This is a genomic window from Roseateles depolymerans, assembly GCF_003387155.1.
In the GTDB taxonomy this organism is placed as follows: domain Bacteria; phylum Pseudomonadota; class Gammaproteobacteria; order Burkholderiales; family Burkholderiaceae_C; genus Roseateles; species Roseateles depolymerans.
On the sequence record NZ_QUMT01000003.1, the window covers coordinates 645,460 to 669,879 of the forward strand.

22 protein-coding genes are annotated in these 24,420 nt (G+C 68.2%); 12 read left to right on the plus strand and 10 right to left on the minus strand.

From position 1 onward, the window contains the following. The first annotated feature begins 98 nt into the window (after positions 1-98). From DES44_RS16705 to DES44_RS16715, 3 genes are all read left to right on the plus strand, one after another. Positions 99-1,253: a LysM peptidoglycan-binding domain-containing protein gene (locus DES44_RS16705; RefSeq protein WP_058933640.1), complete on the plus strand. Its 1,155-nt coding sequence runs from the start codon at positions 99-101 to the stop codon at positions 1,251-1,253. 23 nt (positions 1,254-1,276) lie between these two features. Next, positions 1,277-2,521 carry a DNA-processing protein DprA gene (dprA, locus tag DES44_RS16710; RefSeq protein WP_058933639.1) on the plus strand — a complete coding sequence of 415 codons (1,245 nt, stop codon included), beginning with the start codon at positions 1,277-1,279 and terminating at the stop codon, positions 2,519-2,521. A gap of 124 nt (positions 2,522-2,645) precedes the next feature. Then, a complete protein-coding gene (locus DES44_RS16715; RefSeq protein ID WP_058933638.1) occupies positions 2,646-3,098 on the plus strand; it encodes a Smg family protein in 453 nt (150 codons plus the stop codon). Between the two features lie 125 nt (positions 3,099-3,223). On the opposite strand, the gene DES44_RS16720 is transcribed toward DES44_RS16715, so the two are convergent. The 4 genes from DES44_RS16720 to yajC all read right to left on the minus strand — a co-directional run bounded on the left by DES44_RS16720 (position 3,224) and on the right by yajC (position 9,193). Continuing rightward, complete coding sequence (locus DES44_RS16720; RefSeq protein WP_058933637.1) at positions 3,224-5,698, minus strand: DUF1631 family protein; 2,475 nt, start codon at positions 5,696-5,698, stop codon at positions 3,224-3,226. 34 nt (positions 5,699-5,732) lie between these two features. Beyond that, positions 5,733-6,764, minus strand: a complete 1,032-nt coding sequence (secF, locus tag DES44_RS16725; RefSeq protein WP_058933636.1) for a protein translocase subunit SecF — start codon at positions 6,762-6,764, stop codon at positions 5,733-5,735. Positions 6,765-6,805: 41 nt separating this feature from the next. Next, positions 6,806-8,746, minus strand: a complete 1,941-nt coding sequence (gene secD / locus DES44_RS16730; protein WP_058933635.1) for a protein translocase subunit SecD — start codon at positions 8,744-8,746, stop codon at positions 6,806-6,808. A gap of 123 nt (positions 8,747-8,869) precedes the next feature. After that, positions 8,870-9,193 (minus strand): preprotein translocase subunit YajC, encoded by a 324-nt coding sequence (gene yajC / locus DES44_RS16735; RefSeq protein ID WP_058933634.1) that lies wholly within the window; start codon positions 9,191-9,193, stop codon positions 8,870-8,872. A 236-nt stretch (positions 9,194-9,429) separates the two neighbouring features. Here yajC and DES44_RS16740 point away from each other — a divergent pair, with 236 nt between their 5' ends. The 3 genes from DES44_RS16740 to DES44_RS16750 are packed head-to-tail and all read left to right on the plus strand — an operon-like array spanning position 9,430 to position 12,938. Beyond that, entirely contained in the window at positions 9,430-10,095 is a 666-nt protein-coding gene (locus tag DES44_RS16740) for a GntR family transcriptional regulator (protein WP_058933633.1), read from the plus strand. Between the two features lie 4 nt (positions 10,096-10,099). After that, entirely contained in the window at positions 10,100-11,101 is a 1,002-nt protein-coding gene (locus DES44_RS16745; protein WP_083525274.1) for a proline racemase family protein, read from the plus strand. Positions 11,102-11,120: 19 nt separating this feature from the next. Further along, positions 11,121-12,938 carry a glycine betaine ABC transporter substrate-binding protein gene (locus DES44_RS16750; RefSeq protein WP_232309910.1) on the plus strand — a complete coding sequence of 606 codons (1,818 nt, stop codon included), beginning with the start codon at positions 11,121-11,123 and terminating at the stop codon, positions 12,936-12,938. On the opposite strand, the gene DES44_RS16755 is transcribed toward DES44_RS16750, so the two are convergent. From DES44_RS16755 to DES44_RS16770, 4 genes are all read right to left on the minus strand, one after another. After that, entirely contained in the window at positions 12,895-14,043 is a 1,149-nt protein-coding gene (locus DES44_RS16755) for an HDOD domain-containing protein (RefSeq protein WP_058933632.1), read from the minus strand. The two genes, DES44_RS16750 and DES44_RS16755, sit on opposite strands and share 44 nt — an antisense overlap. A 123-nt stretch (positions 14,044-14,166) precedes the next feature. Continuing rightward, positions 14,167-14,907 (minus strand): ABC transporter ATP-binding protein, encoded by a 741-nt coding sequence (locus DES44_RS16760; protein ID WP_058933631.1) that lies wholly within the window; start codon positions 14,905-14,907, stop codon positions 14,167-14,169. Position 14,908: 1 nt separating this feature from the next. After that, the gene (locus tag DES44_RS16765) at positions 14,909-16,951 is read right to left on the minus strand and encodes a branched-chain amino acid ABC transporter ATP-binding protein/permease (protein ID WP_083525273.1); all 2,043 of its coding nucleotides are present in this window, start codon (positions 16,949-16,951) and stop codon (positions 14,909-14,911) included. A gap of 31 nt (positions 16,952-16,982) precedes the next feature. Further along, a complete protein-coding gene (locus DES44_RS16770; protein ID WP_058933629.1) occupies positions 16,983-18,020 on the minus strand; it encodes a branched-chain amino acid ABC transporter permease in 1,038 nt (345 codons plus the stop codon). 153 nt (positions 18,021-18,173) lie between these two features. Between DES44_RS16770 and DES44_RS16775 the strand changes: the two genes are divergently transcribed. Next, entirely contained in the window at positions 18,174-18,935 is a 762-nt protein-coding gene (locus tag DES44_RS16775) for an enoyl-CoA hydratase/isomerase family protein (RefSeq protein WP_058933628.1), read from the plus strand. A 14-nt stretch (positions 18,936-18,949) separates the two neighbouring features. Here DES44_RS16775 and DES44_RS16780 read toward each other — a convergent pair whose 3' ends face one another. Then, on the minus strand, positions 18,950-19,471 hold the full coding sequence (locus tag DES44_RS16780) for a GAF domain-containing protein (protein ID WP_058933627.1): 522 nt from the start codon (positions 19,469-19,471) through the stop codon (positions 18,950-18,952). Between the two features lie 609 nt (positions 19,472-20,080). On the opposite strand from DES44_RS16780, the gene DES44_RS16785 reads away from it, so the two are divergent. Continuing rightward, on the plus strand, positions 20,081-20,317 hold the full coding sequence (locus tag DES44_RS16785) for a hypothetical protein (protein ID WP_058933626.1): 237 nt from the start codon (positions 20,081-20,083) through the stop codon (positions 20,315-20,317). Between the two features lie 82 nt (positions 20,318-20,399). Here the strand turns inward: DES44_RS16785 and DES44_RS16790 are convergent, their stop codons facing one another. Beyond that, a complete protein-coding gene (locus tag DES44_RS16790; RefSeq protein ID WP_058933625.1) occupies positions 20,400-20,960 on the minus strand; it encodes a thymidine kinase in 561 nt (186 codons plus the stop codon). Positions 20,961-21,144: 184 nt separating this feature from the next. Between DES44_RS16790 and DES44_RS16795 the strand changes: the two genes are divergently transcribed. The 4 genes from DES44_RS16795 (at position 21,145) to selD (ending at position 24,349) form a co-directional block, all read left to right on the plus strand. Then, positions 21,145-21,348 (plus strand): hypothetical protein, encoded by a 204-nt coding sequence (locus DES44_RS16795; protein ID WP_058933624.1) that lies wholly within the window; start codon positions 21,145-21,147, stop codon positions 21,346-21,348. Positions 21,349-21,506: 158 nt separating this feature from the next. Beyond that, the gene (locus tag DES44_RS16800; RefSeq protein WP_116001740.1) at positions 21,507-22,547 is read left to right on the plus strand and encodes a ProQ/FinO family protein; all 1,041 of its coding nucleotides are present in this window, start codon (positions 21,507-21,509) and stop codon (positions 22,545-22,547) included. An 88-nt stretch (positions 22,548-22,635) separates the two neighbouring features. Beyond that, positions 22,636-23,256 carry a tRNA-uridine aminocarboxypropyltransferase gene (locus DES44_RS16805; protein WP_083525272.1) on the plus strand — a complete coding sequence of 207 codons (621 nt, stop codon included), beginning with the start codon at positions 22,636-22,638 and terminating at the stop codon, positions 23,254-23,256. Between the two features lie 25 nt (positions 23,257-23,281). Continuing rightward, positions 23,282-24,349, plus strand: coding sequence for a selenide, water dikinase SelD (selD, locus tag DES44_RS16810; protein ID WP_058933622.1), 1,068 nt, complete (start codon positions 23,282-23,284; stop codon positions 24,347-24,349). The last annotated feature ends 71 nt before the right edge of the window (positions 24,350-24,420 follow it).

Below are 24,420 nucleotides of genomic sequence, written 5' to 3' on the forward strand. Positions count from 1 at the left end.
TTCAGCGGATTTTCGCCGATTTGGGATCTACCGCCGCTCGTTCGCTGAAAGCGCCACTGGCCACGAGGGGCCTTCACTACGGCGATGGAGAACAAGGAATGACGCAACGGCGGCCGCTGGGCTTGACGACCATTTATGCAGCGCTGCTCGCCGGCGCTCTCATCAGCGCCCCTGCACTGGCGGCTGGTGATTACCCCATCACGCCCAAGCAGCGTGAAACCGCCCAGAAGGTGGCTCAGGCCGGCGTTCCGCTGTCGGAGCTGGCCCCCAATGCGCCGGACACCTACACCGTCAAGCGCGGTGACACGCTGTGGGCCATCTCGAGCCTGTTCCTGAAGTCTCCGTGGCGCTGGCCCGAGCTCTGGGGCATGAACGACGACCAGATCAAGAACCCCCACCTGATCTACCCCGGCCAGGTGCTGGTGCTGGTCAAGGCCGACGGCCGCGCCCGCCTGCAACTGGGCCGCGACGTCACCGGCGGCACCAACGGCGATGTGAAGCTGTCGCCGCGCGTGCGCTCCACCAGCCTGGATGACGGCTCCATCGCCTCCATCCCGCAGCACCTGATCGAGCCGTTCCTGAACGAAGCGATCGTGCTGAACACCGACGAACTCGCCACCGCGCCCCGCATCGTCGCCGCCCAGGAGAACCGGGTGTGGATGACCAAGGGCGAGCTGGCCTATGCCCGCGGCGAATTCACCGGCGACTCGGAATACCGCATCTTCCGCAAGGCCAAGCCGCTGGTGGACCCGGTCACCAAGGAAGTGCTGGGCTATGAGGCTGCTTATGTCGGCACCGCCGATGTGGTGCGCCCGGGCAGCAATGCCGGCGGCGCGCAGGAAGTGCCCACCACGCTGAAGATCGGCGTGGCGCGCCAGGAAGTGGGCGTGGGCGACCGCCTGGCCCCCATCCCGGCCCGCGGCTACACCAGCTACATGCCCCATGCCCCGTCGGGCCCGGTGGACGGCCTGATCGTCTCGGTCTACGGCGACGCCATCAACGCCGGCCAGAACCAGATCGTGGCGCTGAACCGCGGTTCGGCCAACGGCATGGAAAAGGGCCACGTGCTGGCCCTGTGGCGCACCGGCCGCGTGGTGCGGGACGGCACGACCGAAGCCAATGACGCCATCCGCCTGCCGGATGAACGCCACGGCTCGCTGTTCGTGTTCCAGGTCTTCGACCGGGTGTCCTACGCCCTGGTGCTGACCGTGCAGGAGCCGGTGACCGCCGGCGACCGCTTCACCCAGCCTTAGTCGGCTTCCCCGACGCCCCCGCGATGCAGCACGAGGACCTCCGGACCTGGCTGCATCTGCTGGACAGCGTCGGGCGCGCCGCCGCGCGGCGGCTGCTGGCGCGGCACGGCGACCCTGCTGAGATCCTGAAGGCGGGCCCGTCTGGCTGGACGGGCCTGATCACCGCGGCGGAATCCCAGCGCCTCAGGGACGGCCCGCCCAAGCTGGATCAGATCTGGCAACGCACCCTGGCGTGGCTCGACGCCTCGCCCACCCACAGCATCCTGCTGCTGGGGGATCCCGATTACCCCCCTGCCCTCCTCCACACGGCCGACCCGCCGCTGATGCTGCATTTGGCCGGCCGGCGCGAGCTGCTGAACCGTCGCGCCATTGCGGTGGTGGGCAGCCGTCATCCCACCCCTCAGGGCGAGGACAACGCCCGGCTGTTTGCGCAGGGGCTGGGGGAGGCCGGCTTCTGCGTGATCTCTGGACTGGCTACCGGCATCGATGGCGCGGCCCATGAAGCTGCACTCCACACCCCCGGCGGCACCGTGGCCGTGCTGGGCACCGGCATCGATCAGGTCTATCCGCTGGCCCATGAGGACCTGGCGCGGCATATCCGCCGGGGCGGCCTGCTGGTGAGCGAATACTTTGTCGGCACCCCTCCGCTGCCGCCCAATTTCCCGCAGCGCAACCGGATCATTGCCGGACTGGCAGAAGGCTGCCTGGTCGTGGAAGCGGCCGTGAAATCCGGCTCGTTGATCACCGCGCGCATGGCCAGTGAGGCGGGCCGCGAGGTGTTCGCCATTCCCGGCTCCATCCATGCGGCCCAGTCGCGCGGTTGCCACCACCTGCTCAAGCAAGGCGCCTGCCTCGTGCAGACCCTGGACGATCTGCTGTGTGAGTTGCCGCCGATGGCGAAGGGCGGGCAGGCCGGGCAGGCAGGACAGAGCGGCTCGCCTGGGGACGCCGCGGTAGCGTCCTTGGAAGCTGAGCGGGATGCGCAAGCCCGTGGCACCCATGGCGCCCATCACACCCTTCACGCCAATGACGCAAGTGCCGCCGGCGAAGCGGAAGCGCCCTTCGAATCGGCCGACGCCCCAGCAGACGACACCACACTCCATCCCGTGCTGCGCGCCCTCGGCCATGACCCCTTGTCGCTCGAACAGCTGGGACAACGCACCGGCTGGCCGGTGGAATCGCTGTCGGCCGCGCTGCTGGATCTGGAACTCGACGGTCAGATTGCCCGGCTGCCGGGCGCCCGTTTTCAGCGGCGGGTGCGGGCCTGACCGGCGCTGAAACCGCGCCATAGCGGCCTGGGGCGCGCGCCCCGCCGCCCATCCGGGAATATCCGTGCGCGGGCCCTTTCATTTCGCTCGGGAGGGGTTTCGGGCCCTGGGGTATAGTCCCCTCATGTTTGACGTGCTCGTCTATCTGTACGAAACCTATTGGCGGCCTGACGCCTGCCCGGATCACGCCCAGTTGACCCGGAAACTGTCGGCCGTGGGGTTCGAAGACGAAGAAATCCGGGACGCTCTGTCCTGGCTGGATGGTCTGGCCGCATCGGCCCAGTCCCACCATGCCGAACCCGGCGATCGCAGTCTGCGCATCTATTCGCGGGATGAACAGGAACATCTGGGCGATGCCTCGATGGGCTTCATCAGCTTCCTGGCCTCCGCCGGTGTGTTGCCCACCGCCATGCGTGAGATGGTCATCGACCGTGCCATGGCGATCCCCGGGGGCCCGCTGGACCTGGAAGACCTGAAGATCATCGTGCTGATGGTGTTCTGGAGCCTGGGTGAAGAGCCCGATGCGCTGATTCTGGACGAGCTGTTCGTCGCCCCGGAAGAGCGTCTGATCCACTGATTCGCTGTTGATCGGCTGATCCGCGCTGCGCTGCGGCGCCCCTGTGTTGCGGCCAAGCTGCGTTCAGAAGAAACAAAAAGCCTCAGGCGTATCGCGCTGAGGCTTTTTTGCAATCAGGCCAGCCATCAGGCCAGCAAACGGGTGGGATCCACTTCCAGCTTGGCCAGCGCATTGCGGGTGGCCTTGACGGTCAGCGACTCGTCCTGTGCCGGCAACATCAGCCCGGCCTGCAGGAAGGCGCCCAGCCGGCTCAGCTGGAACAGCACCCCTCTCCCGTGCGGCGACACGAAGAGGATCAGGTGGTGGCGCATACCCCGCCAGACCAACTGCACCGGTTCCACCCGGTTGCGATAGTCCAGCATGTACCAGCTGCCGACCTGCAGCTCCCGCGCCCAGGCCAGCATGGCCGGCGTGGGCGGCGTGCCACCTTCGGCCACGACTTCCAGGCCGTCCACCTCGTGGCTGGACAGGTCCCGCACCAGCGACTCGTTGATCTCCACACCCGCTTCGGTGCTGGGCAACATGGCTTCCAGCGTTTCCAGCTGGCTCATCAGTTCGTCCAGCCGTTCGCGCGGAATCGCCGCCGTCTTGGCGGTGAAGGCCGCCGCCAGGGCGTTGTTGAGCGAGCGGATCTGCTCGTCCTGCCGGTCGGCCGTCATGCCGGCGTGGCCCATGCCGTCGCGCAGCGTCTTGAGCAGCGGGGGCAGTCGGCGGATGACTTCGGCCCGGTCCTCCCGCGAGACCTTGGCGCTGGCGGACCAGATCAGGTCCGCGGCGGCCCGCTTCATCAGCTTGGTCTGGTCGGCCTGCGGGCCATAACGCACGCCGGTGACGGCCAGCACATCGGCCCAGATCTGGAAGAGGAAATCCCGCACGCCGTCCTGCACCGGCACCTCGGAGAGCATCTTGCGCAGCTCGATGGTGTACTGGATGGCCAGCGTCTCGCGCTGCTCCACCTGCTGGGCCAGGGACACGCCCTTGCGGGAGACTTCGTTTTCCTGTTGGAAATAGTGGTCGAGGAACTTCTCGAATTCGGTGAGCACCGTCTGGAAGACGCGCCGACCGGTGTCCGGATAGGCTTCCACCACCTGGACTACACGTTTGATCTCCCGCTCCAGTGCGTCGCCGATGTCGGCTGCGGAAGCGCTGAAGCCCATGACGCAGGCGCCCATCCGGTCGATCAGGCGCCGGGCTGGATGATCTTCCGCGGCGAAGAAGTCAGGTTCTCCGATGGCCACGCGCAGCACCGGCATCTGGAGCCGGGCGAACCAGACCCGCAGGGCTGGCGGAATGCGCTCTTCCTGCAGGATGGCCTGGAACAAGAGCGCCACCAGTTCGATGGTGGCGCGTTCGGCGGGCGTGTCGGCGGCCTGTTTCAGGGCCGATTTGAGCGTCTGGTTGCGCTGGCGGATTTCATCCAGCGCCTGAGGCGCCGTCATGTGAATGTCCACGCCGGGCGCTTCCGCCTGCTCGACCCGTCGCTGGACGGTTTCCTGGGCCATGTTGATGGCCGCGCCGAGCCGCTGCGAATGCGGCACCTGGGCCGCATGGCGGGACAGAGGCGCGCCCATCTGCGTCGTGCTCACACCGGTGACCGTGGCGCGGCCCGGGCCAGCGCCCATCTGGGACGGACGGGCCGGCACGGTAGGCGCTGATGCGGACGCCGATCCGCGCGCCAGTTCCGGCACATGACGGGCCAGCACCCGCTGGAGCTGGGCCATGACCTGCTGGGCGGACTGGGTGGCGGGGGTCAGTGCTGGCGTCCCGGACTGGGCCTGGACGGCGGCCTGCGGTGCGATGCCGGCTGCGACCGCGGCCCCATGGGTGGGGTGGGCGGGATGGCCAGAATGGGCTGAATGGGCCGGCGTGGGCGCACCGCCTGCCGGGACCTGGGCGGCGGCATGGCCCGCCTGCGCTGCACTGGCGGCCGAGGTCGGCAGCGCGGACGCGTTGCGCCGGATCAGCGGACGCAGATCCACCTCCGGCATGACGCCCTGGGTCAGCAGCAGGTGGTTGGCATCGTGGTAGGCCTCCAGCAGCAGCTGGGACAGTTCCTGATGCAGCGGACGCTGCAGCATCTGCCAGACCGAGCTGCTCAGGCCCGATTCGAACCAGGCGTCCAGCACCAGGCGGGCCAGTACCTGGGCCCGCAGCAAGTCCTGATGGGGGAGATCTTCCAGGCCCTCGAGCCGCTGCATGCGGTTGCGCAGGTCGCTGAATTCCCAGCTGGCCTTGTCCATCATGGCCAGGGCAAGCCGGGAGGCGATGATCTCGCGCTCGATCGTGTCGTCATCCACCAGCGACAGATTCTGCGGACGGCTGGAGAGCGAGGCCGAGCGGGAGTCCCCCGGCCCATGGTGATACACATGCCGCAGCGACTTGCCCAGACGGGCATGCCAGGGCGTGGCACAACGCTGCCACGCTTCAAAAGCGTCGCGTCGGGCCATCTGCAGCGCGTGCTCGGCGGGCTGGGACAGCAGGTCCTGCACCGCCGAAGTGAGTGTGGCCACGACGGACGGCAGGCCCCGCAGCAGCACTTCCGTGTGAACGCGCCGCGCCTGGGTAGCCAGTGCCTGTGAACGAGCGTCTGCGGCGGTCATCGAAAAAAGGAGTGGAGAACTGCAGCTGACTCTACTACACCACCGCGCCAGCGTTGGGGTCGTCAGGATCCTCCCGCTTGACGGATTGCTTCACCAGGTCCTCGCGCTTGACACCCAGCCACATGGCGATCGCCGCCGCCACGAAGACGGAGGAGTAGATGCCGAACAGGATGCCGATCGTCAGGGCGATGGCGAAGTAATGCAGGGTCGGGCCGCCGAACAGCAGCATCGACAGCACCATCATCTGGGTCGAGCCGTGGGTGATGATGGTGCGGCTGATGGTGGAGGTGATGGCATGGTCGATCACCTGGTGGGTGTTGAAGGTCCGGTACTTGCGGAAAGCCTCGCGAACCCGGTCAAAAATCACGACCGACTCGTTCACCGAATACCCCAGCACCGCCAGCACCGCCGCCAGCACCGCCAGCGAGAACTCCCACTGGAAGTAGGCGAAGAAGCCCAGGATGATCACCACGTCGTGCAGGTTGGCGATGATGCCGGCCACGGCGAACTTCCACTCGAAGCGGAAGGCCAGGTACAGCATGATGCCGATGACGGTGGCGGCCAGCGCATAGGCTGCATTGGTGGCCAGCTCGGCGCCCACGGAGGGCCCGATCAGCTCGCTCTTGGACAGCGACAACGGTTCGGCCTGCCCCACCACGCAGGTGGGCTTGCTGACCGATTCGCCTTGCGGCGTCACCGACTGGTGCTGCTCGACCGTGCCGTTCTCGGCCTTGCACAGCGCCTCGAACACCTTGCCGACGATGACGTCCTGCTTGACCTCCGGACGCACCGGCAGGCGGATCATCACGTCACGGGTGGTGCCGAAGTTGGTGACCTGCACCTCGCCGAAGCCCATCTGCTCGACCACCTGCCGGGTCTTGTTGATGTCCGCCGGCTGGCTGTAGGCCACCTCGATCGAGGTGCCCCCGGTGAATTCGATGGAGAAATGCAGCCCCTTGGTGAACAGGAAGAACACGGCGGCGGCGAAGGTCAGGAAGGACACGACGTTGAAGACCAACGCGTGCTTCATGAACGGGATGTCCCGTTTGATTCGGAAGAATTCCATGGCGGTGTGTGCTCGCGACTGGAGGGATGGGGGGCAAGGCCTCAGCGGGCCTTTGCCACCTCGGTGGCTTCGCTGCTGACGGCAGCGTCAGCAGCAGCGCCCGGCTCAGGCGTGGGTTTCCAGATGGTGCCGATGGACACGCCCTTCAGGCGCTTGCGGCGGCCATACCAGAGGTTCACCAGCGCCCGCGAGAACATCACCGAGGAGATCATCGAAGTGATGATGCCCAGGCAGTGCACGACGGCGAAGCCCTTGATGGGGCCGGAGCCGAAGGCCAGCAGCGCCAGGCCGGCGATCAGCGTGGTGACGTTGGAGTCCAGGATGGTGGCCCAGGCCCGCTCGTAACCGGCGTGGATGGCCTGCTGGGGCGCCAGGCCCGCCCGCAGTTCTTCCCGCACCCGCTCGTTGATCAGCACGTTGGCGTCGATGGCCATGCCCAGCACCAGCGCAATGGCCGCGATGCCGGGCAGGCTCAGCGTGGCCTGCATCAGCGACAGCACCGCCAGCAGCAGCAGCAGGTTGAAGCCCAGCGCCAGGGCAGAGAAGACACCGAACATCATGTAGTACAGGCACATGAAGACGGCGACCGCCACAAAGCCCCAGGTCACCGAGGCGATGCCCTTGTCGATGTTTTCCTTGCCCAGGCTCGGGCCGATGGTGCGTTCCTCGATGATGTCCATCGGCGCGGCCAGCGAGCCGGCGCGCAGCAGCAGCGCGGTGTCGGCGGCTTGCTGGGTGTCCATCGAGCCGGTGATGCTGAAGCGGTTGCCCAGCTCGCCGCGGATGGTCGGCGACGTGACCACCTCACCCTTGCCCTTTTCGAACAGGATGATGGCCATGCGCTTGCCGATGTTCTCGCGCGAGACGTCCTTCATGATGCGGGCGCCCTTGGCATCCACGCTCAGGTTGACCGACGGGTTGTGACCCTCGTCGAAACCGGGCTGCGCGTCATTCAGGTTGTCACCGGTGATGATGACGGTGCGCTTGACGATGATGGGAATGAGTTGATCGTTGCGGCGCTCCATGTAGCGCTCGGACCCGAAGGGCACCGGACCACTGCCGCTCAGCGCGGCCTGGGCTTCGGCGCTTTCGTCCACCATGCGCAGCTCCAGCGTGGCGGTGCGGCCGATGATGTCCTTGGCCTTGGCGGTGTCCTGCACGCCCGGCAACTGGACGATGACGCGGTCACGGCCCTGCTGCTGGATGACGGGTTCGGCCACGCCCAGCTCGTTCACCCGGTTGTGCAGCGTGGTGATGTTCTGCTTGATGGCGGCGTCCTGGACGGCGATGACGGCAGCCGGGGTCAGCGCACCGGTCAGGCGCAGCTCGCTGCCTTCGCCGGAGGAGGTCCAGGCCACTTCGGTGGTCATGCCGCGCAGGGCGTCCAGCGCCTGGTTGCGGGTGGCGTCGTCGCGGAAGTTGATGACGACGTTGTTGCCGTCCCGGGCGATGCCGGCATGGCGGATGTTCTTGTCACGCAGCAGGGTGCGGGCGTCGCTGGAGAGGGCGTCGGCCCGCTTGGTCAGCGCGGCCTTCATGTCCACCTGCATCATGAAGTGGACGCCGCCGCGCAGGTCCAGGCCCAGGTACATGGGGAAGGCATGCAGCGCGGTGAGCCATTCGGGCGAGCGGGACACCAGGTTCAGCGCCACGATGTAGGGCGGCTCGCCGCTGTCCCCGCCGGTGGCGGTGCCGTTGAGTTGCCGGGAGATGACGTCCTTGGCCTTGAGCTGGCTGTCGGTGTCGCCGAATCGGGCGCGGACCGAATTGCCTTCCAGGTGCACGAAATCGGGCTTCAGGTTGGCCTGGGCCAGGGCCTGCTCCACGCGCTGGCGGACGCTGTCGTCCACCTTGATCGTGACCTTGGCGCTCGACACCTGCACCGCCGGCGCTTCGCCGAACAGGTTGGGCAGGGTGTAGATGAAGCCCACCAGCAGTGCCACCAGCAGCACCGCATATTTCCAGAGCGGGTAACGGTTCATGAGGACATCCTCTGACAACCAGGCGGGGCGTCCGACGCCGCCACCTCAAGCGGAACCCGGCCGGTGCCAAGGCACGGGCCGGGTCTTGGGGGGAAGCCGGTCACCGGGTGACCGGCAGGGCCGTCACTTGGTGACGGTGCCCTTGGGCAGCACCTGCAGCACGGCCGAGCGCTGCAGCTGCACTTCGGTGCCGGGGGCGATCTCGACGGTCAGGTAGGTCTCGCCGACCTTGGTGATCTTGGCCAGGATGCCGCTGTTGGTGATGATTTCATCGCCCTTGGCCAGGGCCTCGACCAGCGCGCGATGCTCCTTCTGACGCTTCATCTGCGGACGGATCATCACAAAGTACATGACCACGAACATCAGCACCAGCGGCAGCATGCCGAGGAAGCCCCCTGTCGGATCGGAACCAGTCGCCGTCTGGGCGTAAGCGTTGGAAATAAACACGTCGATATCCCTCAGAAATGGGTCATCCCTGCATCAGGCCTTCAGCCCTTTGCTGGACGAATGAACCGGTGATTGTATGCGTCCGGTCCGCACCAGCCCCACCCGCTTCCGCGCGGATTCATCGGGGGGCGCCATCGGAAACCCCGAAAGCCCGCCAGGGCGCCCGCGTCAAGCCGGGGAAGCGAGCGCCAGCGCGGCCCGCAAGCCGATTGTTCGAACTGCGATGATGTCTACCCATGACTTCAGACACCCTCGAAGAACTAGAACAGGACAAGCGCCGCCAGGCCGACCAGGCCTTTGATGCCATCGAGAACATGGTCGCCACGCTGCAGCTGCGGCCCGGCACGCCGGTGGTGGAGTCGGACCTGATCGCCCGCATCGCGCTGGGACGCACGCCGACCCGGGAAGCGCTGATGCGGCTGGTGGCCCACGGACTGATCGTGCAGTTGCCCCGGCGCGGGATGATGGTCAGCGACATCCAGGTCGCCGAGCAGTTCGACCTGCTGGATGCACGCCGCCCGCTGGAGCGGCTGATCGCCTGCTGTTCGGCCCGCCGCGCCACGCCGGCGCAGCGGCAGGCGCTGCTGGACTGTGCCGCGCGGATGGCGGAGGCGGCCGCCCGGGAAGACCTGGACGCCTACATGCGGGTCGACCAGGTGCTGGACCGGGTGAACCATGCGGCCTGCCGCAACCGCTTCGCCGCCGGGGCGGTGATGCCGATGATCATCCAGTGCAGACGCTTCTGGTACGCTTACCGGCACCTGGGCGACGTGGCGGTGGGGGCCCGCTGCCATCAGCGCCTGGCCGAGGCCATCGCCAGTGGCGACGGCGAGGCGGCTACCCAGGCCTCCGATGCGTTGATCGACGCCCTGCGCGAGTTTGCCCAACAGGTGATCAGGTGATGGCATGACGCTTTCCGCCCTTCCGCTGGGCCTGCCTGCCGGCGTGCTGCCCGGTGGGCTGGACACGACCACCCGGGTGGTCGATTCCCACACCGGTGGCGCGCCCACCCGGGTGGTGGTGAGCGGCGGACCGGCGCTGTACGGGGTGACGATGGCGCAGCGCCTGCAGGAGCTGCGGGAGCATCACGATGCCTGGCGACGGGCCCTGGTGACGGCCCCACGCGGCCACGACGGCCTGGTGGGCGCCCTGCTCACCGAACCCGAACGTCCCGGCAGCCAGGCCGGCGTGATCTTCTTCGACCACCACGGCTATCTGGGCATGTGCGGCCACGGCACCATCGGCGTGGTGGCGTCGCTGGCGCATCTGGGCAAGGTGCGGCCGGGTCCGCTGTGGCTGGACACGCCGGTGGGTACGGTGCATGCAGAGTTTGCGCTGGACGGCAGCGTCAGCCTGGAGAACGTGCCGGCCTTTTGCCATCAGAGCGCGGTGGAGGTGGAGGTACAGGGGCGCACGGTGCATGGCGATGTCGCCTGGGGCGGCAACTGGTTCTTCATCTGTGAGGACCATGGGCTGGTGCTGAAGGAAGATGAGGCGCCGCGACTCACGGCGTTCTGCCAGCACCTGCGGGAGGCGCTGAAGGCACAGGGCATCACCGGCGCGGAGGGCGCGGCGCTGGAGCAGATCCAGCTCACCGGCACGGCGCTGGACCCGGCCCACGACAGTCGCAACTTCGTGCTGATGGCCGGCGCCAGCTGGGACCGCAGCGCCTGCGGCACCGGCACCAGCGCACGGCTGGCCTGCCTGGCGGCGCAGGGGCGCCTGCAAGCCGGCGAGGTCTGGAGGCAGGAGAGCATCACCGGCAGCGTGATGGAGGCGCATTGGCAGCCCGCGCCGCAAGCCGGGCAGGTCCTGCCGACGCTGGTGGCGCGGGCCTACGTGATGATGGAAGGCACCGTTGTGATTCAGCAGGATGACCCGCTGGGATGGGGAGTCTCCCCTGTCTAGCACGACGCTCGTTCCTCTGTTGCAGCGCCTGCTTCTGAATGTCCTGATCCTGCTGATGGTGGGACTGATCGGGCTTGGCCTGCCGGCACCGCAGGCGCGGGCGCAATCCGCCACCCAGACACTCTCGCAGACAACGGCATCGGCGAAGGGTCAAGCACAGACCCTGGCGCCGTCCGTCACACAGACCGGCACGGCAGCAGCGACGGCATCAGGGGCTGCACAAGGGGCGGCATCAGCGACAGCATCGGCGACCGCTCCCCGCCCAAGCACCGAAGGCCGCGAACCGCTGCGCATCGGCTCCAAGCGCTTCACCGAGAGCTACATCCTGGCCGAGGTGCTGGCCCGCACCGTGCGGGACCAAGACCCCGCCGCCCGGGTCGAAGTGCGCCAGGGCCTGGGCAACACCGCCATCGTGCTGGCGGCGCTGAAGGCCGGCAGCATCGATGTCTACGCGGAATACACGGGCACCATCGAACGGGAGATCCTGGGCCTGCGCGGTGCCGGGGTTGCCGCGGGTGCGGGGGGTGCCGGCGCTGCCGCCGGCCACGCAGACTCGCTGGACCGACTGCGCGCGGCGCTGCGTCCGATGGGGCTGGGCGTGGACGTGCCACTGGGCTTCAACAACGGGTATGCGCTGGCGATGCGGGGCGACGTGTCGCGCCGGCTGTCCCTGACCCGTCTGTCCCAGCTGAAGGACCATGCGGACCTGCGGCTGGGCCTGAGCAATGAATTCATCGGCCGCGCCGACGGCTGGCCCGGTCTCGCCCAGCGGTATGGGCTGCCGCAGCGCCCCCAGGGCCTGGACCACGGACTGGCCTACCAGGCGCTGCGCAGCGGCCAGATCGACCTGACCGACATCTACACGACCGATGCCCAGATCGCCGCCCAGGGGCTGGTGGTGCTGGACGACGACGACGGCTACTTCCCGCGCTACGACGCGGTGCTGCTCTACCGCCTGGCGCTGCCGCAGCAGCACCCCAAGGCCTGGGCGGCCCTTCAGTCGCTGCAAGGCCGCATCCACGAACCGGCCATGATCGCGATGAACGCCCAGGCCGAGCTGCAGGCGCAGCCGTTCGATCGCATCGCCGCGGCGTTCCTCGCCGGGAAGATCGGGGCGGCGGCGCCGCCGGAGGGAAGCGCGGCGCAGGCAGCGAGCGGTGCCAGTTCCGCTGCTAGCGCCGGTACCGGTGCCGGCATCGGGGACGCTGCCACGCTCTGGTCCCGCATCGCCGGCCCGGACCTGCCCCGCCTGACGCGCCAGCACCTGACCCTGGTGGTGGTGTCCGTCGCACTGGCCACGCTGATCGGTCTGCCGCTGGCCTTGCTGCTGCACCCCTGGCCCCGCTGGCGCAGTGCTTTGCTGGCGGTGAGCGCCCTGCTGCAGACCGTGCCCTCCCTGGCCTTGCTGGCGGTGCTGATCTGGGCGATGGGGCGCATCGGCCCGGGGCCGGCGCTGGTGGCCCTGTCGCTTTATGCGCTGCTGCCCATCCTGCGCAATGGCACGGTGGGGCTGGACGAGGTGCCCGAGGGGCTGGCGACGGCGGGCAAGGCGCTGGGCCTGACCCGCACGCAGGTGCTGCGCTTCATCCAGTGGCCCCTGGCCCTGCCGGTGATGCTGGCGGGCGTGCGCACGGCCACCAGCCTGTCAGTGGGGACGGCGACGATGGCCGCCTTCATCGGCGCCGGTGGATTCGGTGAGCGCATCGTCACCGGGCTGGCTCTGAACGACCCCGCGCTGCTGCTGGCCGGGGCCTTGCCAGCGGCCGCACTGGCCCTGGCCTTCGAGGGACTGTTCAGCCTGCTGGCATGGTGGCTGGCGCGTCGCCCGAGGCATTGAAGCGCTCTTCCAGCGCCGCATAGGCCCGCTGACGGGACGGGGACCAATCGCCGAGCTGAGACACCGTCAGCCCCGGTTGCATCAGATGGCGCAGGGCCACTGCATGCGCCTCACGCACGGTCTCGGACAGCAGGGCCACTTCGGCGCCCTGCCCAGCACGCTGGGACAGTGCTTCCGCCACCCGCCCCGGGAAGCCCCAGTGCGTGACGATGCGGGCCGACCAGTCGCAGGACATCGGCAGCAGCTGACGGTGCAGACCTTCCCGGTCCAGCGCGGGACGCTGGGCGACCGGCAGGCCATCCAGCACACGCAGCAGCGCCATCATGCCGACCTGCGCCCCCAGCCCCGCCAGGTAGGCCGCGAACCGCTCATCCCCCGGAGGCGCCAGCCGCATCGCCGCCAGCGCGCAGCGTTCGCCCAGGTCCCACAGCAGTGTGCCGGCCTGACGGCTGAAGCGCCCCTGCCGGTCCTGGTTGAAGATCGGCCGCAGGGTGACCCGCAGCACCACCTGGTTCAGGCCCTCATGACCGATGACCATGACGGCGCTGGCCAGATCGGTGATCTCCCGCTCGGGCCGGTACAGCGCCGAGTTGGCCATGCGCATGAGTTCCCCGACCAGGCTCGGATCCCGCGACAGCAGGTCCACCAGCTCGCGGGAGGACAGATTCTCGCGCCGCATCAGGCGCATCAACTGCGGCAGCACCGCCGGCAGTCGCGGCAGCAGATCGGCCCAGTCGGGTCCGGAGCGGGCCTGCAGGCGCTGCAGCAGCGGCGCTTCCTGCGGATGCGGCGGCACGTCCCGCAGCCGCTGGAAACCAAACAGCCGGGCGCTGAACTGCAGCCACTCCGGCGAGGCCTGCAGCGGGGCGCCGGACAGCTCGGCCGGTGCGCTGGCGGTGACCAGGGCCACGGCGGCCACCGTCGTCGGCAGTCCCGAGGCCGCCGGCAGCGCCGAAGGGCTCGCGGGGGACCCGGGCGGTATCGACACCCCCGGCTGGCTGCCGGGACCGCTCACGCGTGATGAGAGGCCGGCGTCCGTCCCCGGCGCAGCGGGACGTTCACCGGAGGAGGACAGGAGTTTGCGCAGGGAGTTCAGCAGGGCCATGATCGTTGATGCGAATTATCTGGCGCCCCTGCGGCGCCATGGCGACCGCCACCCCCTCCCCCCTCATGCAGGGTGGCCGGCCGCCGTGGATTTCGCACGCAACACGCCGGCTTTGCAAAGCGGTCATCCCACCGGCGTCGCCCGGCGGCTGCTGCCGAGGTAGGTGTCGACCACGCGCGGGTCCTTGGCCAGGTCGGCGGCGCGTCCCTCCAGCGCGATCTCGCCGGTCTCCAGCACATAGGCGTGGTCGGCCACTTCCAGCGCCGCACGGGCGTTCTGCTCGACCAGCAGAATCGACACGCCCGTCTCGCGCAAACGGGCCACGATGCGGAAGATGTCCTTGACGATCAGCGGCGCCAGGCCAAGGCTGGGTTCGTCCAGCATCAGCACTGTCGGCCGGCCCATCAGCGCGCGGCCCACCGCGAGCATCTGCCGCTCTCCGCCGGACAAGGTGCCGGCCAGTTGCTGGCGGCGTTCACGCAGACGCGGGAACAGCCCGTAGACCGTCTCGAGCTGGTCCCGCCAGTCCCGCTGGCCGAGCTTCATCGGACGAAAGCCGCCCAGGACCAGGTTGTCCTCGACCGACATGGTGGTGAAGAGTTCACGCTTCTCCGGGACCAGGGCCAGCCCCTTCATCACCCGCTCTTCCAGGTCCAGGCCCTGCAGGTCCTCTCCGTTGAAGCGGATGCAGCCGCGCGACGGCAGCACGCCCATCAGGGCGTTCAGCGTCGTGCTCTTGCCGGCCCCGTTCGGGCCGATCACGGTCACGACCTCGCCCTGGCGCAGCCGCAGGTTCAGGCCGGTCAACACCTCGGCGCGGCCGTAGGCGGCGCACAGTCCCTGCACCTCGAGAAGATCGCTCATGTCAGTGCTCCGTCCCCAGATACGCGGCCCGTACCGCTGGACTGGCCTGCACCTCCTGGGGCGTGCCTTCCATCAAGCGGGTGCCGAACTCCATCACCACGATGCGGTCGGTCAGCCCCATCACGAAGTCCATGTCGTGCTCGACCAGCAGGATGCTCAGCCCTTCCTGGCGCAACTGGCGCAGCACGTCCGCCAGCGCCTGCTTTTCCTTGAGCCGCAGACCGGCCGCCGGTTCGTCCAGCAGGAGCAGCGCCGGGTCGCTGCACAAGGCGCGGGCGATCTCCATCAGCCGCTGCGGGCCCAGGGCCAGGTTGCCGGCCAGCTCATGGGCATGGTCCTGCATGCCGATGCGCTGCAGTTGCCGCTGCGCTTCCGCCATCAGCTGACGCTCCTCCGCCCGGTCCAGTCGCAGCATCGCCTTGAGCGTGCCGCTGCGGCCGCGCAGATAGCCGCCCAGGGCGACGTTCTCCAGCACCGTCATGTCCGGAATCATCTTCACATGCTGGAAGGTGCGCGAGAGCCCCAGGCGGGCAATGCGCCGCGACGGCCAGCCGGTGACCGGCGTGCCGGCCATCTCGACGCGGCCCGACGACGCGGACAGCACGCCCGAGATGAGATTGAAGGTGGTGGACTTGCCGGCGCCGTTGGGACCGATCAGGCCCATGATCTCGCCGGCATGCAGGGTGAAGCTGACATCGTTCACCGCCACCAGCCCGCCGAACTGCTTGCGCAGCCGGTCCACTCGCAGCAGCGGCGTTCCGCGCGCGGGCTGGGCACGCCTGGGCAGCGCGGCGGTGGTGGATGGCGCGCCAACGGCATCGCGGTGGGGGCGGCGCTGCGCAGATGCGTCGGCGTCGGCGTTGGCGTTGGCGTTAGCGTTGGTGCCGACCGGGCGATGGCCCAGCGCACGCGTCGGCTGCAGCCGCGCCGTCAGCAGACGTGCGGCCGGCCACAGCCCCTTGGGCGCGTACTTGAGCATCAGCACCAGCACAACGCCCAGCACGATGATCTCGAAATTGCCGTTGCTGCCCAGCAGCCGCGGCAGCAGTTCCTTGAGCTGGTCCTCGATGATCTTGAACACGCCGGCGCCCACAAACGCGCCCCACACGCTGGACACACCCCCGACCACCGCCATGAACAGGTATTCAATGCCCATGCGCAGGCCGAAGGGGCTGGGATTGACGGTGCGCTGCACGTGGGCGAATAGCCAGCCGGACACCGAAGCCAGCAGCGCCGCCAGCAGGAAGACGATGACCTTGTACCGGTAGGTGGACACGCCCATGGCCTCGGCCATGACAGTGGCGCCGCCGAGCGCCCGGATGGCGCGACCCGGCCGCGAATCCAGCAGATGCCGCACCGCCACAGCGCCCAGCAGCGCACACAGCCAGATGAGGTAGTAGATGCTGCGGCCGTCCGCCAAACTGACGCCCAGGAACTCCAGCGCCGGCACGCCCAGGATGCCGTCGTACTTGCCCAGCACATCGAGGTTGGCGATGGTGTAGTTGAGGCTGAGCGCCCAGGCGATGGTGGCCAGCGGCAGGTAGTGGCCGGACATGCGCAGCGTGATCCACCCCAGCACCAGGGCCACGACCAGCGTGACCATCAGCCCTGCGAAGAGGCCCAGCCAGGGTGAGACGCCATATCGGCTGCTCAGCAGCGCGGTGGTGTAGGCGCCGAGTCCCACAAAGGCGGCCTGTCCGAAGGAGGTGAGCCCGGCCACGCCGGTGAGCAGCACCAGGCCCAGCACCACCAGCGCGAACATGCCGATGTAGTTGGCCTGCGTGATCCAGAACTCGGGCACGGGCAGCAGCGGGAGCGCGGCCAGCACCAGGAGCGCAAAACCCGCGGCGATGCGGCCCGCGTGATCCTTCCAACCGGATGTGGAGGAACGCCCTGCGAGCGCAGCAGCGGCCGTTGCAGCCGCAACCCCTGGCGGCTGCAGAGGCCGCGTGGAATCGCCGGAGTCAGGGGCGTCAGGGGCGTCAGGGGCGTCAGGGGCGCTGGGCGCGCTGGGGACATCGGGGGTATCGGCGGCGTGGGTCATGGCATCTCTCATCGGCATCGCGTCCTGTCCCTCAATGCTCTTCGTGATGCGGGTCCCGCCAGCTGCGCCACAGCAGCACTGGCAAGATGGTGGTGAAGACGATCACCTCCTTGAAGGCGCTGGCCCAGAAAGAGCTGAAGGACTCGATCAGCCCGACCGCGATCGCCCCCAGCGCCGCCCCCGGATAGCTGGACAGACCGGCAAACACCGCGGCCACGAAGCCCTTGAGGCCGATGAGAAAACCGCTGTCGTAGAAGATGGTGGTGGTGGGGCTGATCAGCAGCCCGGACAGGGCGCCGATGAAGGCCGCCAGCGTGAAGGACAGGCGTCCGGCGGACGCACTGGAAATGCCCATCAGGCGCGCGCCCAGCCGGTTGACCGCGGTCGCGCGAAGCGCCTTGCCCTGCAGGCTTTTCTCGAAGAACAGCCACAGCGCCAGGATCAGCGCGGCCGATGCGCCGATGATGATCAGCGCCTGCCCGGACAGCATCAGCGGCCCTGCCGAGAGCGAGGCGTCCCAGAAGCTCGGATTGCGCGAGCCCTCGGCGCCGAAGAACACCAGGCCCAGGCCGGTCAGCGCAAAGTGCACGCCGACCGACACGATCAGCAGCACCAGCACCGACGCATCGGCCAGCGATTGATAGGCGAGCCGGTAGACCAGGCCGCCCATCGGCGTGACGATGGCCAGGGTCAGCAGCACCTGCGCCAGCAGCGGCAGACGCATCGGCGCCAGCCACAGGGCCAGCAAGCCGATCACCAGTCCCGGCAGCGCCCGCGGCAGATGCAGCCGCAGCGCCCTCATCAGCGGAAGGTGCGCCCGCACGGCCGCGATCAGGTCCAGCACCAGGGCCATCGCCACCAGTACCAGCAGGAAGTGGATGGTCAGCGGCGTCTGGCCCATCTGCAGACCGGCCAGCGTGAGCGCGCCAAAGGCCACGAACTCGCCCTGCGGAATGAAGATGACGCGGGTGACCGCGAAGACCAGGACCAGGGCCAGTGCCAGCAGCGCATAAATGGCGCCATTGGTCAGCCCGTCCAGCATGAGGATGCCCGCGATCGTCCCGTCCACTGTGTCTCCTGTGGGGGTAGTCCCTTTTATCGTTGGGCCCACTCTAGCCACATTCCCCCACCCGCCCGTCAGTGGATGCCGCATTGACAAGCCGGCAGTGAATCAGCCGACCGGTCGGTCGAGCCATGCGCCGGCAGGGCTAGACTGCGCGTCATGGCGCATGACAAGACTCCCTCGCTGGACATCGACGGACCGCTGGCACGCATCACGCTGCGTCGGCCGGAGGTGGCCAACCGGCTGGAACTGGCGGACCTGGAAGCGCTCCAGGCACAGCTCAAGATCGTCAACGACACCGAATCCGTGCGGGTGCTGCTGCTGCAGGCGCAGGGCCGTCATTTCTGCAGCGGCTTTCATATCGATGCGATGCCTGGCGTTGACGCCGGTGCCCTGTTCGAGCGCCTGACCGACGCCTGGGAGAACGCACGGCCGGTCACCGTGGCGGCGATCCAGGGAGGCGTCTATGGCGGCGCGACCGATCTGGCGCTGGCCTGCGATTTCAGGCTGGGGGTGAATGCCTGCGAGATGTTCGTGCCCGCCGCGCGGCTGGGCCTGCATTTCTATCGGGGCGGCATGGAGCGGTATGTGCAGCGGCTGGGACTGGCCACGGCCAAACGCCTGCTGCTGGCCGGCGAGTCCTTTGATGCGCCCGCCATGCTGGCCATGGGCTATCTGGATTCACTGCATGCGGACGGCGGCGCGCTGGAGGCAGCGGCCGATGCACTGTGCCGTCAGCTCGCCGCGATGGCGCCGCTGGCGCTGGCGGGCATGAAGCGGCATCTCAATGCGATGGCACGCGGGCAACTGGACCGGGCCGCCCTGCAGGCGGACATCGACCGCTGCAATGCCTCGGACGACCTGGCCGAAGGCATCAAAGCCTGGCGTGACAAGCGGGTGCCGACGTTTCAGGGCCGGTGATCGGCGCGCGCCGATCAGACGGTTTCGAGTTCGTGCCGCAGGCCGTGCAGACGCAGGCAGGTCTTGGCGGTCGCCCGGCGCAGGTCCAGTTCTTCGCGACGCGTCCAGACGCGGGGGGCGCCGCGCTGCCCCAGCGCCAGCACCCCCACCGTGCGGCCATTGATCTGGCCCGCCATGTCCAGCATGGAGCGCCAGGTGGGTGGGTTCAGCCCGAACAGACGGGGATCGGAGGCGGCGTCCTCACAGCGGAACATGCCGTCGCGCAGCAGCGTGTCGAAGTAGCCGGGAAAGGCCTGCTGGTCGCACACCGGCGGTTGCTGGCTGGGGCCGTCCGATTCGAAGCTGCCCAGGCAGCGCAGCCGGTAGCGGCCCGGCGCCCCATCCAGCAGCCACAGGCTTGCATGCGAGCTGCTGAAATGCTGGCACAGGGCCTGGCTCGTCTGGCGGGCAAAGGGCGCCAGTCCGGCGTTGCCTTCCCAGTCCAGGATGTGGGCCGCACTCCGCATGGCGGAGTACAGCGACTCGATGCTGTCCATTCGGTGCGTTCGCTTCCCTGATGTTGCGCGGAGACTTCCGCCCACTGCGCTGCGCCGCTTCTGGTGTGAAGCCTTGCATGCCGTGTTTTGCGCTGATCGTGGCGCTGATCGTTGCGGAGTCTTTGCATGGGTCTGCGGTCCGGCCGGAACGTCACGATGGGCCGGATACCTGCAGAACGAAGCGGCGCCTTGACAGGGGCGCGTCCCGAACGACTTCTTGATGAAAGCGCGGATTCTAGGTAGTTTCCCTAAAGGGCGTCGAAGCGTTACATCTGTGTTGAAAGACAAACGGTACGGCGAGCTGCGTTGTTCGAGGGCACGCCGTACGGCGCGGGCAGGCGGTCGCCACGCGCCCGGACGCACCGCCATGGTGTGCACAGCGACCTCAATTGCAGGGCATTAGCGATGGCCCGATACGGAGAGGGTCCCGGATATAGGAAAATACGGCTTTTGCCGATCGCCTTCAGGGAGGCTTGGACGGCTCTTCCCAAGTGTTCTTGCAAAGAACGTGCCAGGGGGAACGGTATCAAAGAGGACGCCCGTGTCTGGCAAGGATACGTGCAGTCTCGACGGCAGCAGGCATTTCACCCTTTCAACATCAGGATCAGCGTGGCCAAGGAAACGACCAAGACGACCATCGAAGCTGATGGTTTGCGCTATCGCTCTAAAGCTCCCGGTTCGCCGTTCGCGGCAACCTCCTCGTTTGGCGCGGCGACCATGTCGTGCTTCCTCTGCGGCAAGCATCGCCCCCGTGCGCTGCTGAAGTCGCGCAAGCTGCTGGGCAAGTCCCAGCCGGTCTGCGCGCCTTCCTGCAAGGAACTGGAAGAGCAGTTGTCGAAGAAGTAAGGCAAGGCCCGCAAGGGCGTTGCCACCGCCTCTGCCCCCCGCGCATCCCGCCGGGGGAGACAGAGCGGGCCCTCAGGTCTGATCAGGCCGCTCGGAAGCAGCGGCCACAGACGGAGCGGTAACGGGAGTTACCGCCGATCTCCACTTGCGCCCCTTCGGTCTGTTTGCGGCCCGAAGCATCCACGCGCATGTTCATCGTGGCCTTGCGACCGCAGTCGCAGATGGTCTTCATCTCGTCCATTTCATCCGCCAGGCCCAGCAGCGATGCCGAGCCGGGGAACAGTTCGCCCTGGAAGTCGGTGCGCAGGCCATAGCAGATCACCGGGATGTGCTGCAGGTGCGCAATCTCGTGCAGGGCCCAGACCTGCGGCTTGGTGAGGAACTGGGCCTCGTCGATCAGCACGCAGGCGATGCGCGGCGTGGCCGCGAGCAGTTCCCGGAAGTCGGTGTCGCGGGTGAAGACCTCGGTCTGACGCTGCGGCCCCAGGCGGGAGGTGACTTTGCCCTGTCCGTAACGATCGTCCACGGCTGCGGTGAAGATCCGGACCGTGTGGCCTCGTTCCTCATAGTTGTGCGCCACCTGCAGCAATGCGGTGGACTTGCCCGCATTCATTGCGGCGTACCGGAAAAACAATTTGGCCATTGAGGGCGATTGTCGGCTCATTTCCGACCGTTCGTCGGTTGGCCGGTGCGAGGGCCCCACACCCCCGGGCAAGCGATGTGGCGGATCGTCACATCGCCCCCCTACTATGGTCTGGCGAGGGAATCCAGGAACCGGCACGTACTGCGCGCCGGCACCGTCTGAAAGCGTCAAGCAAAGCGAGACCATGAGCAAAGACACCTGCACCGCCGTTCGGGAAGACGGCCTGCGCTATGCCTCCAAGCTGGGGGGATCGCCATTCCAGGGGAGCGGACAGACACGTTCCTGCTTCAAATGCGGTCGCCACCGCCCCTCCAGCAGCCTGCAATCCAAACGCATCCTGGGCCGCACGGAACTGATCTGCAAACCCGCTTGTGAGCCCAAAGTCTGAACCCACGGCCGGGGCAGGGCCCGGCTGAATACCTGCCAGGAAGACGGTTCGAACGGCCGGTTCATGCAGTTCGGCAAATTTGTGATTTGCCACGCCCGCGCGGCTATGGGCACAATCCCGCTTTTACCCGGATGGCCGGCCTGCGCGCCGCACGATTCATGTCTTCCAGCACCCAGCCGACCTCGGCGCAACCCGGCGACGCCGCTTCCTCGACTCCGGAGACGGCGCCCGAGAGCCTGACGCCTTCGGCTTCCGAGTCGGCCAGCGCCTCCTCAACAGCCGCTGAGGCTCCCTCTGATGACGTCGCCGCCGGCGAAGGCACGCCATGGGCTGACACCGTTGCTGCCGACACCGCCGAGCAGGCGGCACAGCCGTCGGCAGAGCCAGGCGCAGCAGACGGCACCCAGGCCAGCGATGGCGCGGTGTCCGCAGACAAGCCCCACCCCAAATCCTCCGGCAAGGCCGCACAGGATGGCGGCCGTGTGGACGTGCCCGCCGTGGCCGCCGCCCTCAAGGACCTGTTCCCGGCGCTGTTCAACGGTCCGGCCAAGCCCGTCAAGCTGCGCATCCAGGCCGACATCCAGGAGCGTGCGCCCGGCAAGTTCAGCAAGCAGCAGTTGTCCGCATTCTTGCGCCGCTACACCGGCGGTACCGGCTATCTGATCGGTTTGACCAAGGCCAAGCATCGCTTTGACCTCGACGGGCAACCCGCTGGTGAGATTTCCGATGAACATCGCCAGGCCGCCCAGGAAGAACTGACCCGCCGCCGCGGCATCACCGAGACCCGTCGCGCCGATGAAGAACGCGGCCGTCAGGAACGTGCGCAGTTGCTGCGGGACTTCTCCCGCACCACGCTGACGCCGGCGAATTTCTGCGCCCTCAAGGGTCTGACGCAGGAACAGCTGGACGCCCAGCTGGCACTGGCCCGCGAAGAAGAGGCCCAACAGCCGCCGCGTCCCCCTCGGGATGATCGCGGCCCCCGTGGGGATCGTCGTCCGCAGGGTCAGGGACGGCCGGATGGTGGTCGCGGGGGTGAGCGTCGTGGGGACCGCCCGGCCGGAGGCGGAGAGCGCCGCGGCGAGGGGGGACAACGCCCTGCGCGCGGAGACGGTCGCCCGCGCGGCGATGGGCCCGATCGCCAGGACGGTGGCAGGCGCCCCGACGGTGGCAAGCGTCCGCCACGACGCAGCAACGGCTGAGGCCGCTGACGGACCGAGGGGATGCACCGCTGTCTCCTTCCATGAAGACCCGGCCCCCCGGTCGCGCGCCAGCGGCGCATGCCTCAGCATGACGCCGCTTTCTTCTTCTCGCGCCCGCTGCGACACCTGCCATCGACCGCTGGCCGGTTGCTGGTGCGCCTGCGTGCGCCGGGTCCTCAATCCGGTGCCGGTCCTGCTGCTGCAGCATCCGCAGGAACTGCGGCAGGTGAAGAACACCGCCGGGCTGCTGCATCGCTGCCTGGCCCATGTCCGGGTGGAGGTGGGCGAGCGTCTGCAGGCGCCCGCTTCCACCGACGGCATGGCCCTGCTGTATCCCAGCACGGCCGCCGACCCGGATCTGCCCTCGCCAAGGGCCTGGCCACCGCCCGGTGGCGTGCAGACGCTGGTGGTGATCGACGCCACCTGGCGCAAGAGCCGCCGCATGCTGCATTTGAATCCCTGGCTGGCCGCCTTGCCTCGACTCAGCCTGGTGGCGACACCGCCGTCCCGGTATGCCATCCGGCGGGTTCGGGGCGATGACCAGCGCAGCACGCTGGAAGCCTGCGCCCTGGCCCTGGCCCAGCTCGAGGGCGACGACAGCCGCTATCTCCCCCTGTGGGAGGCCATGGACGCCTTCGTGACCTTGCAGCAGCGATTGCTGCGCGAGGGCCGTGCCGGTCGCGACGCCGGGGAATCCACGAGCGGGTAAGCTTTCGGCTGCTCTGGAGACCTCGATGACTCACACCCCTGCTGCCACCGAACCGCGTCTGACCTCCCTCTCCCACGGGGGCGGGTGCGGCTGCAAGATTGCACCGGGCGTGCTGTCCGACATCCTCAAAGGCAGCAATGGACTGCCGATGCCACCGGAACTGCTGGTCGGCATCGAGACCTCGGATGACGCCGCGGTCTACCGCCTGAACGATGAGCAGGCCCTGGTGGCCACTACCGATTTCTTCATGCCGATCGTGGACGATCCGCATGACTTCGGCCGCATTGCGGCGACCAATGCCATCAGCGATGTCTACGCCATGGGGGGCCGGCCCATCATGGCGCTGGCGCTGGTGGGCATGCCGATCTCGGTGCTGAGCACCGCCACCATCGGGCGCATCCTGGACGGCGGCGCGTCGGTCTGCAGACAGGCCGGCATTCCGGTGGCGGGTGGCCACACGATCGACTCGGTGGAGCCGATCTATGGCCTGGTGGCGCTCGGGCTGGTGCATCCCGACCGGGTGCGCCGCAATTCCGACGCGAAGCCCGGCGACGTGCTGGTGCTGAGCAAGGCGCTGGGCGTCGGGGTGATGTCGGCGGCGTTGAAGAAGGGGCATCTGGATGCCGCGCTGTACCAACGCATGATCGCCACCACCACGCAGCTCAACACGCCGGGGCCGGATCTCGCCGCGATCGACGGGGTGCATGCCATCACCGATGTCACCGGGTTTGGGCTGGCGGGGCATGCACTCGAGATGGCACGGGGCTCGCGCTGCCAGGTGCGGCTGGATTGGTCGGCGGTGCCGCTGCTGGAGGGCGTGCCCGGACTCGCGCGGGAAGGCTTTGTGACCGGCGCTTCGGGACGCAACTGGGCCGCCTATGGGCAGGAGGTGTCGTTGTCAGCGGCCTTGCCCGGTGAAGCGCAGGCGCTGCTCAGCGATCCGCAAACCAGCGGAGGCCTGCTGGTGTCCTGCGCGCCGCAGGCGCTGGATGCGGTGATGCGCGTCTTCGCGCAGCATGGCTTCAGCGCCGCTGCCGTGATTGGAGACGTGGGGGCCGCTGAGGCGCAGGGGGCTGCGCTCGTGGTTGCCTGAACGACAGACGCCGCAGTCGCCATAGTCGCGCGCGCCTGAGGGCATTTCAGCGGGCGTGCGATGGACTATCG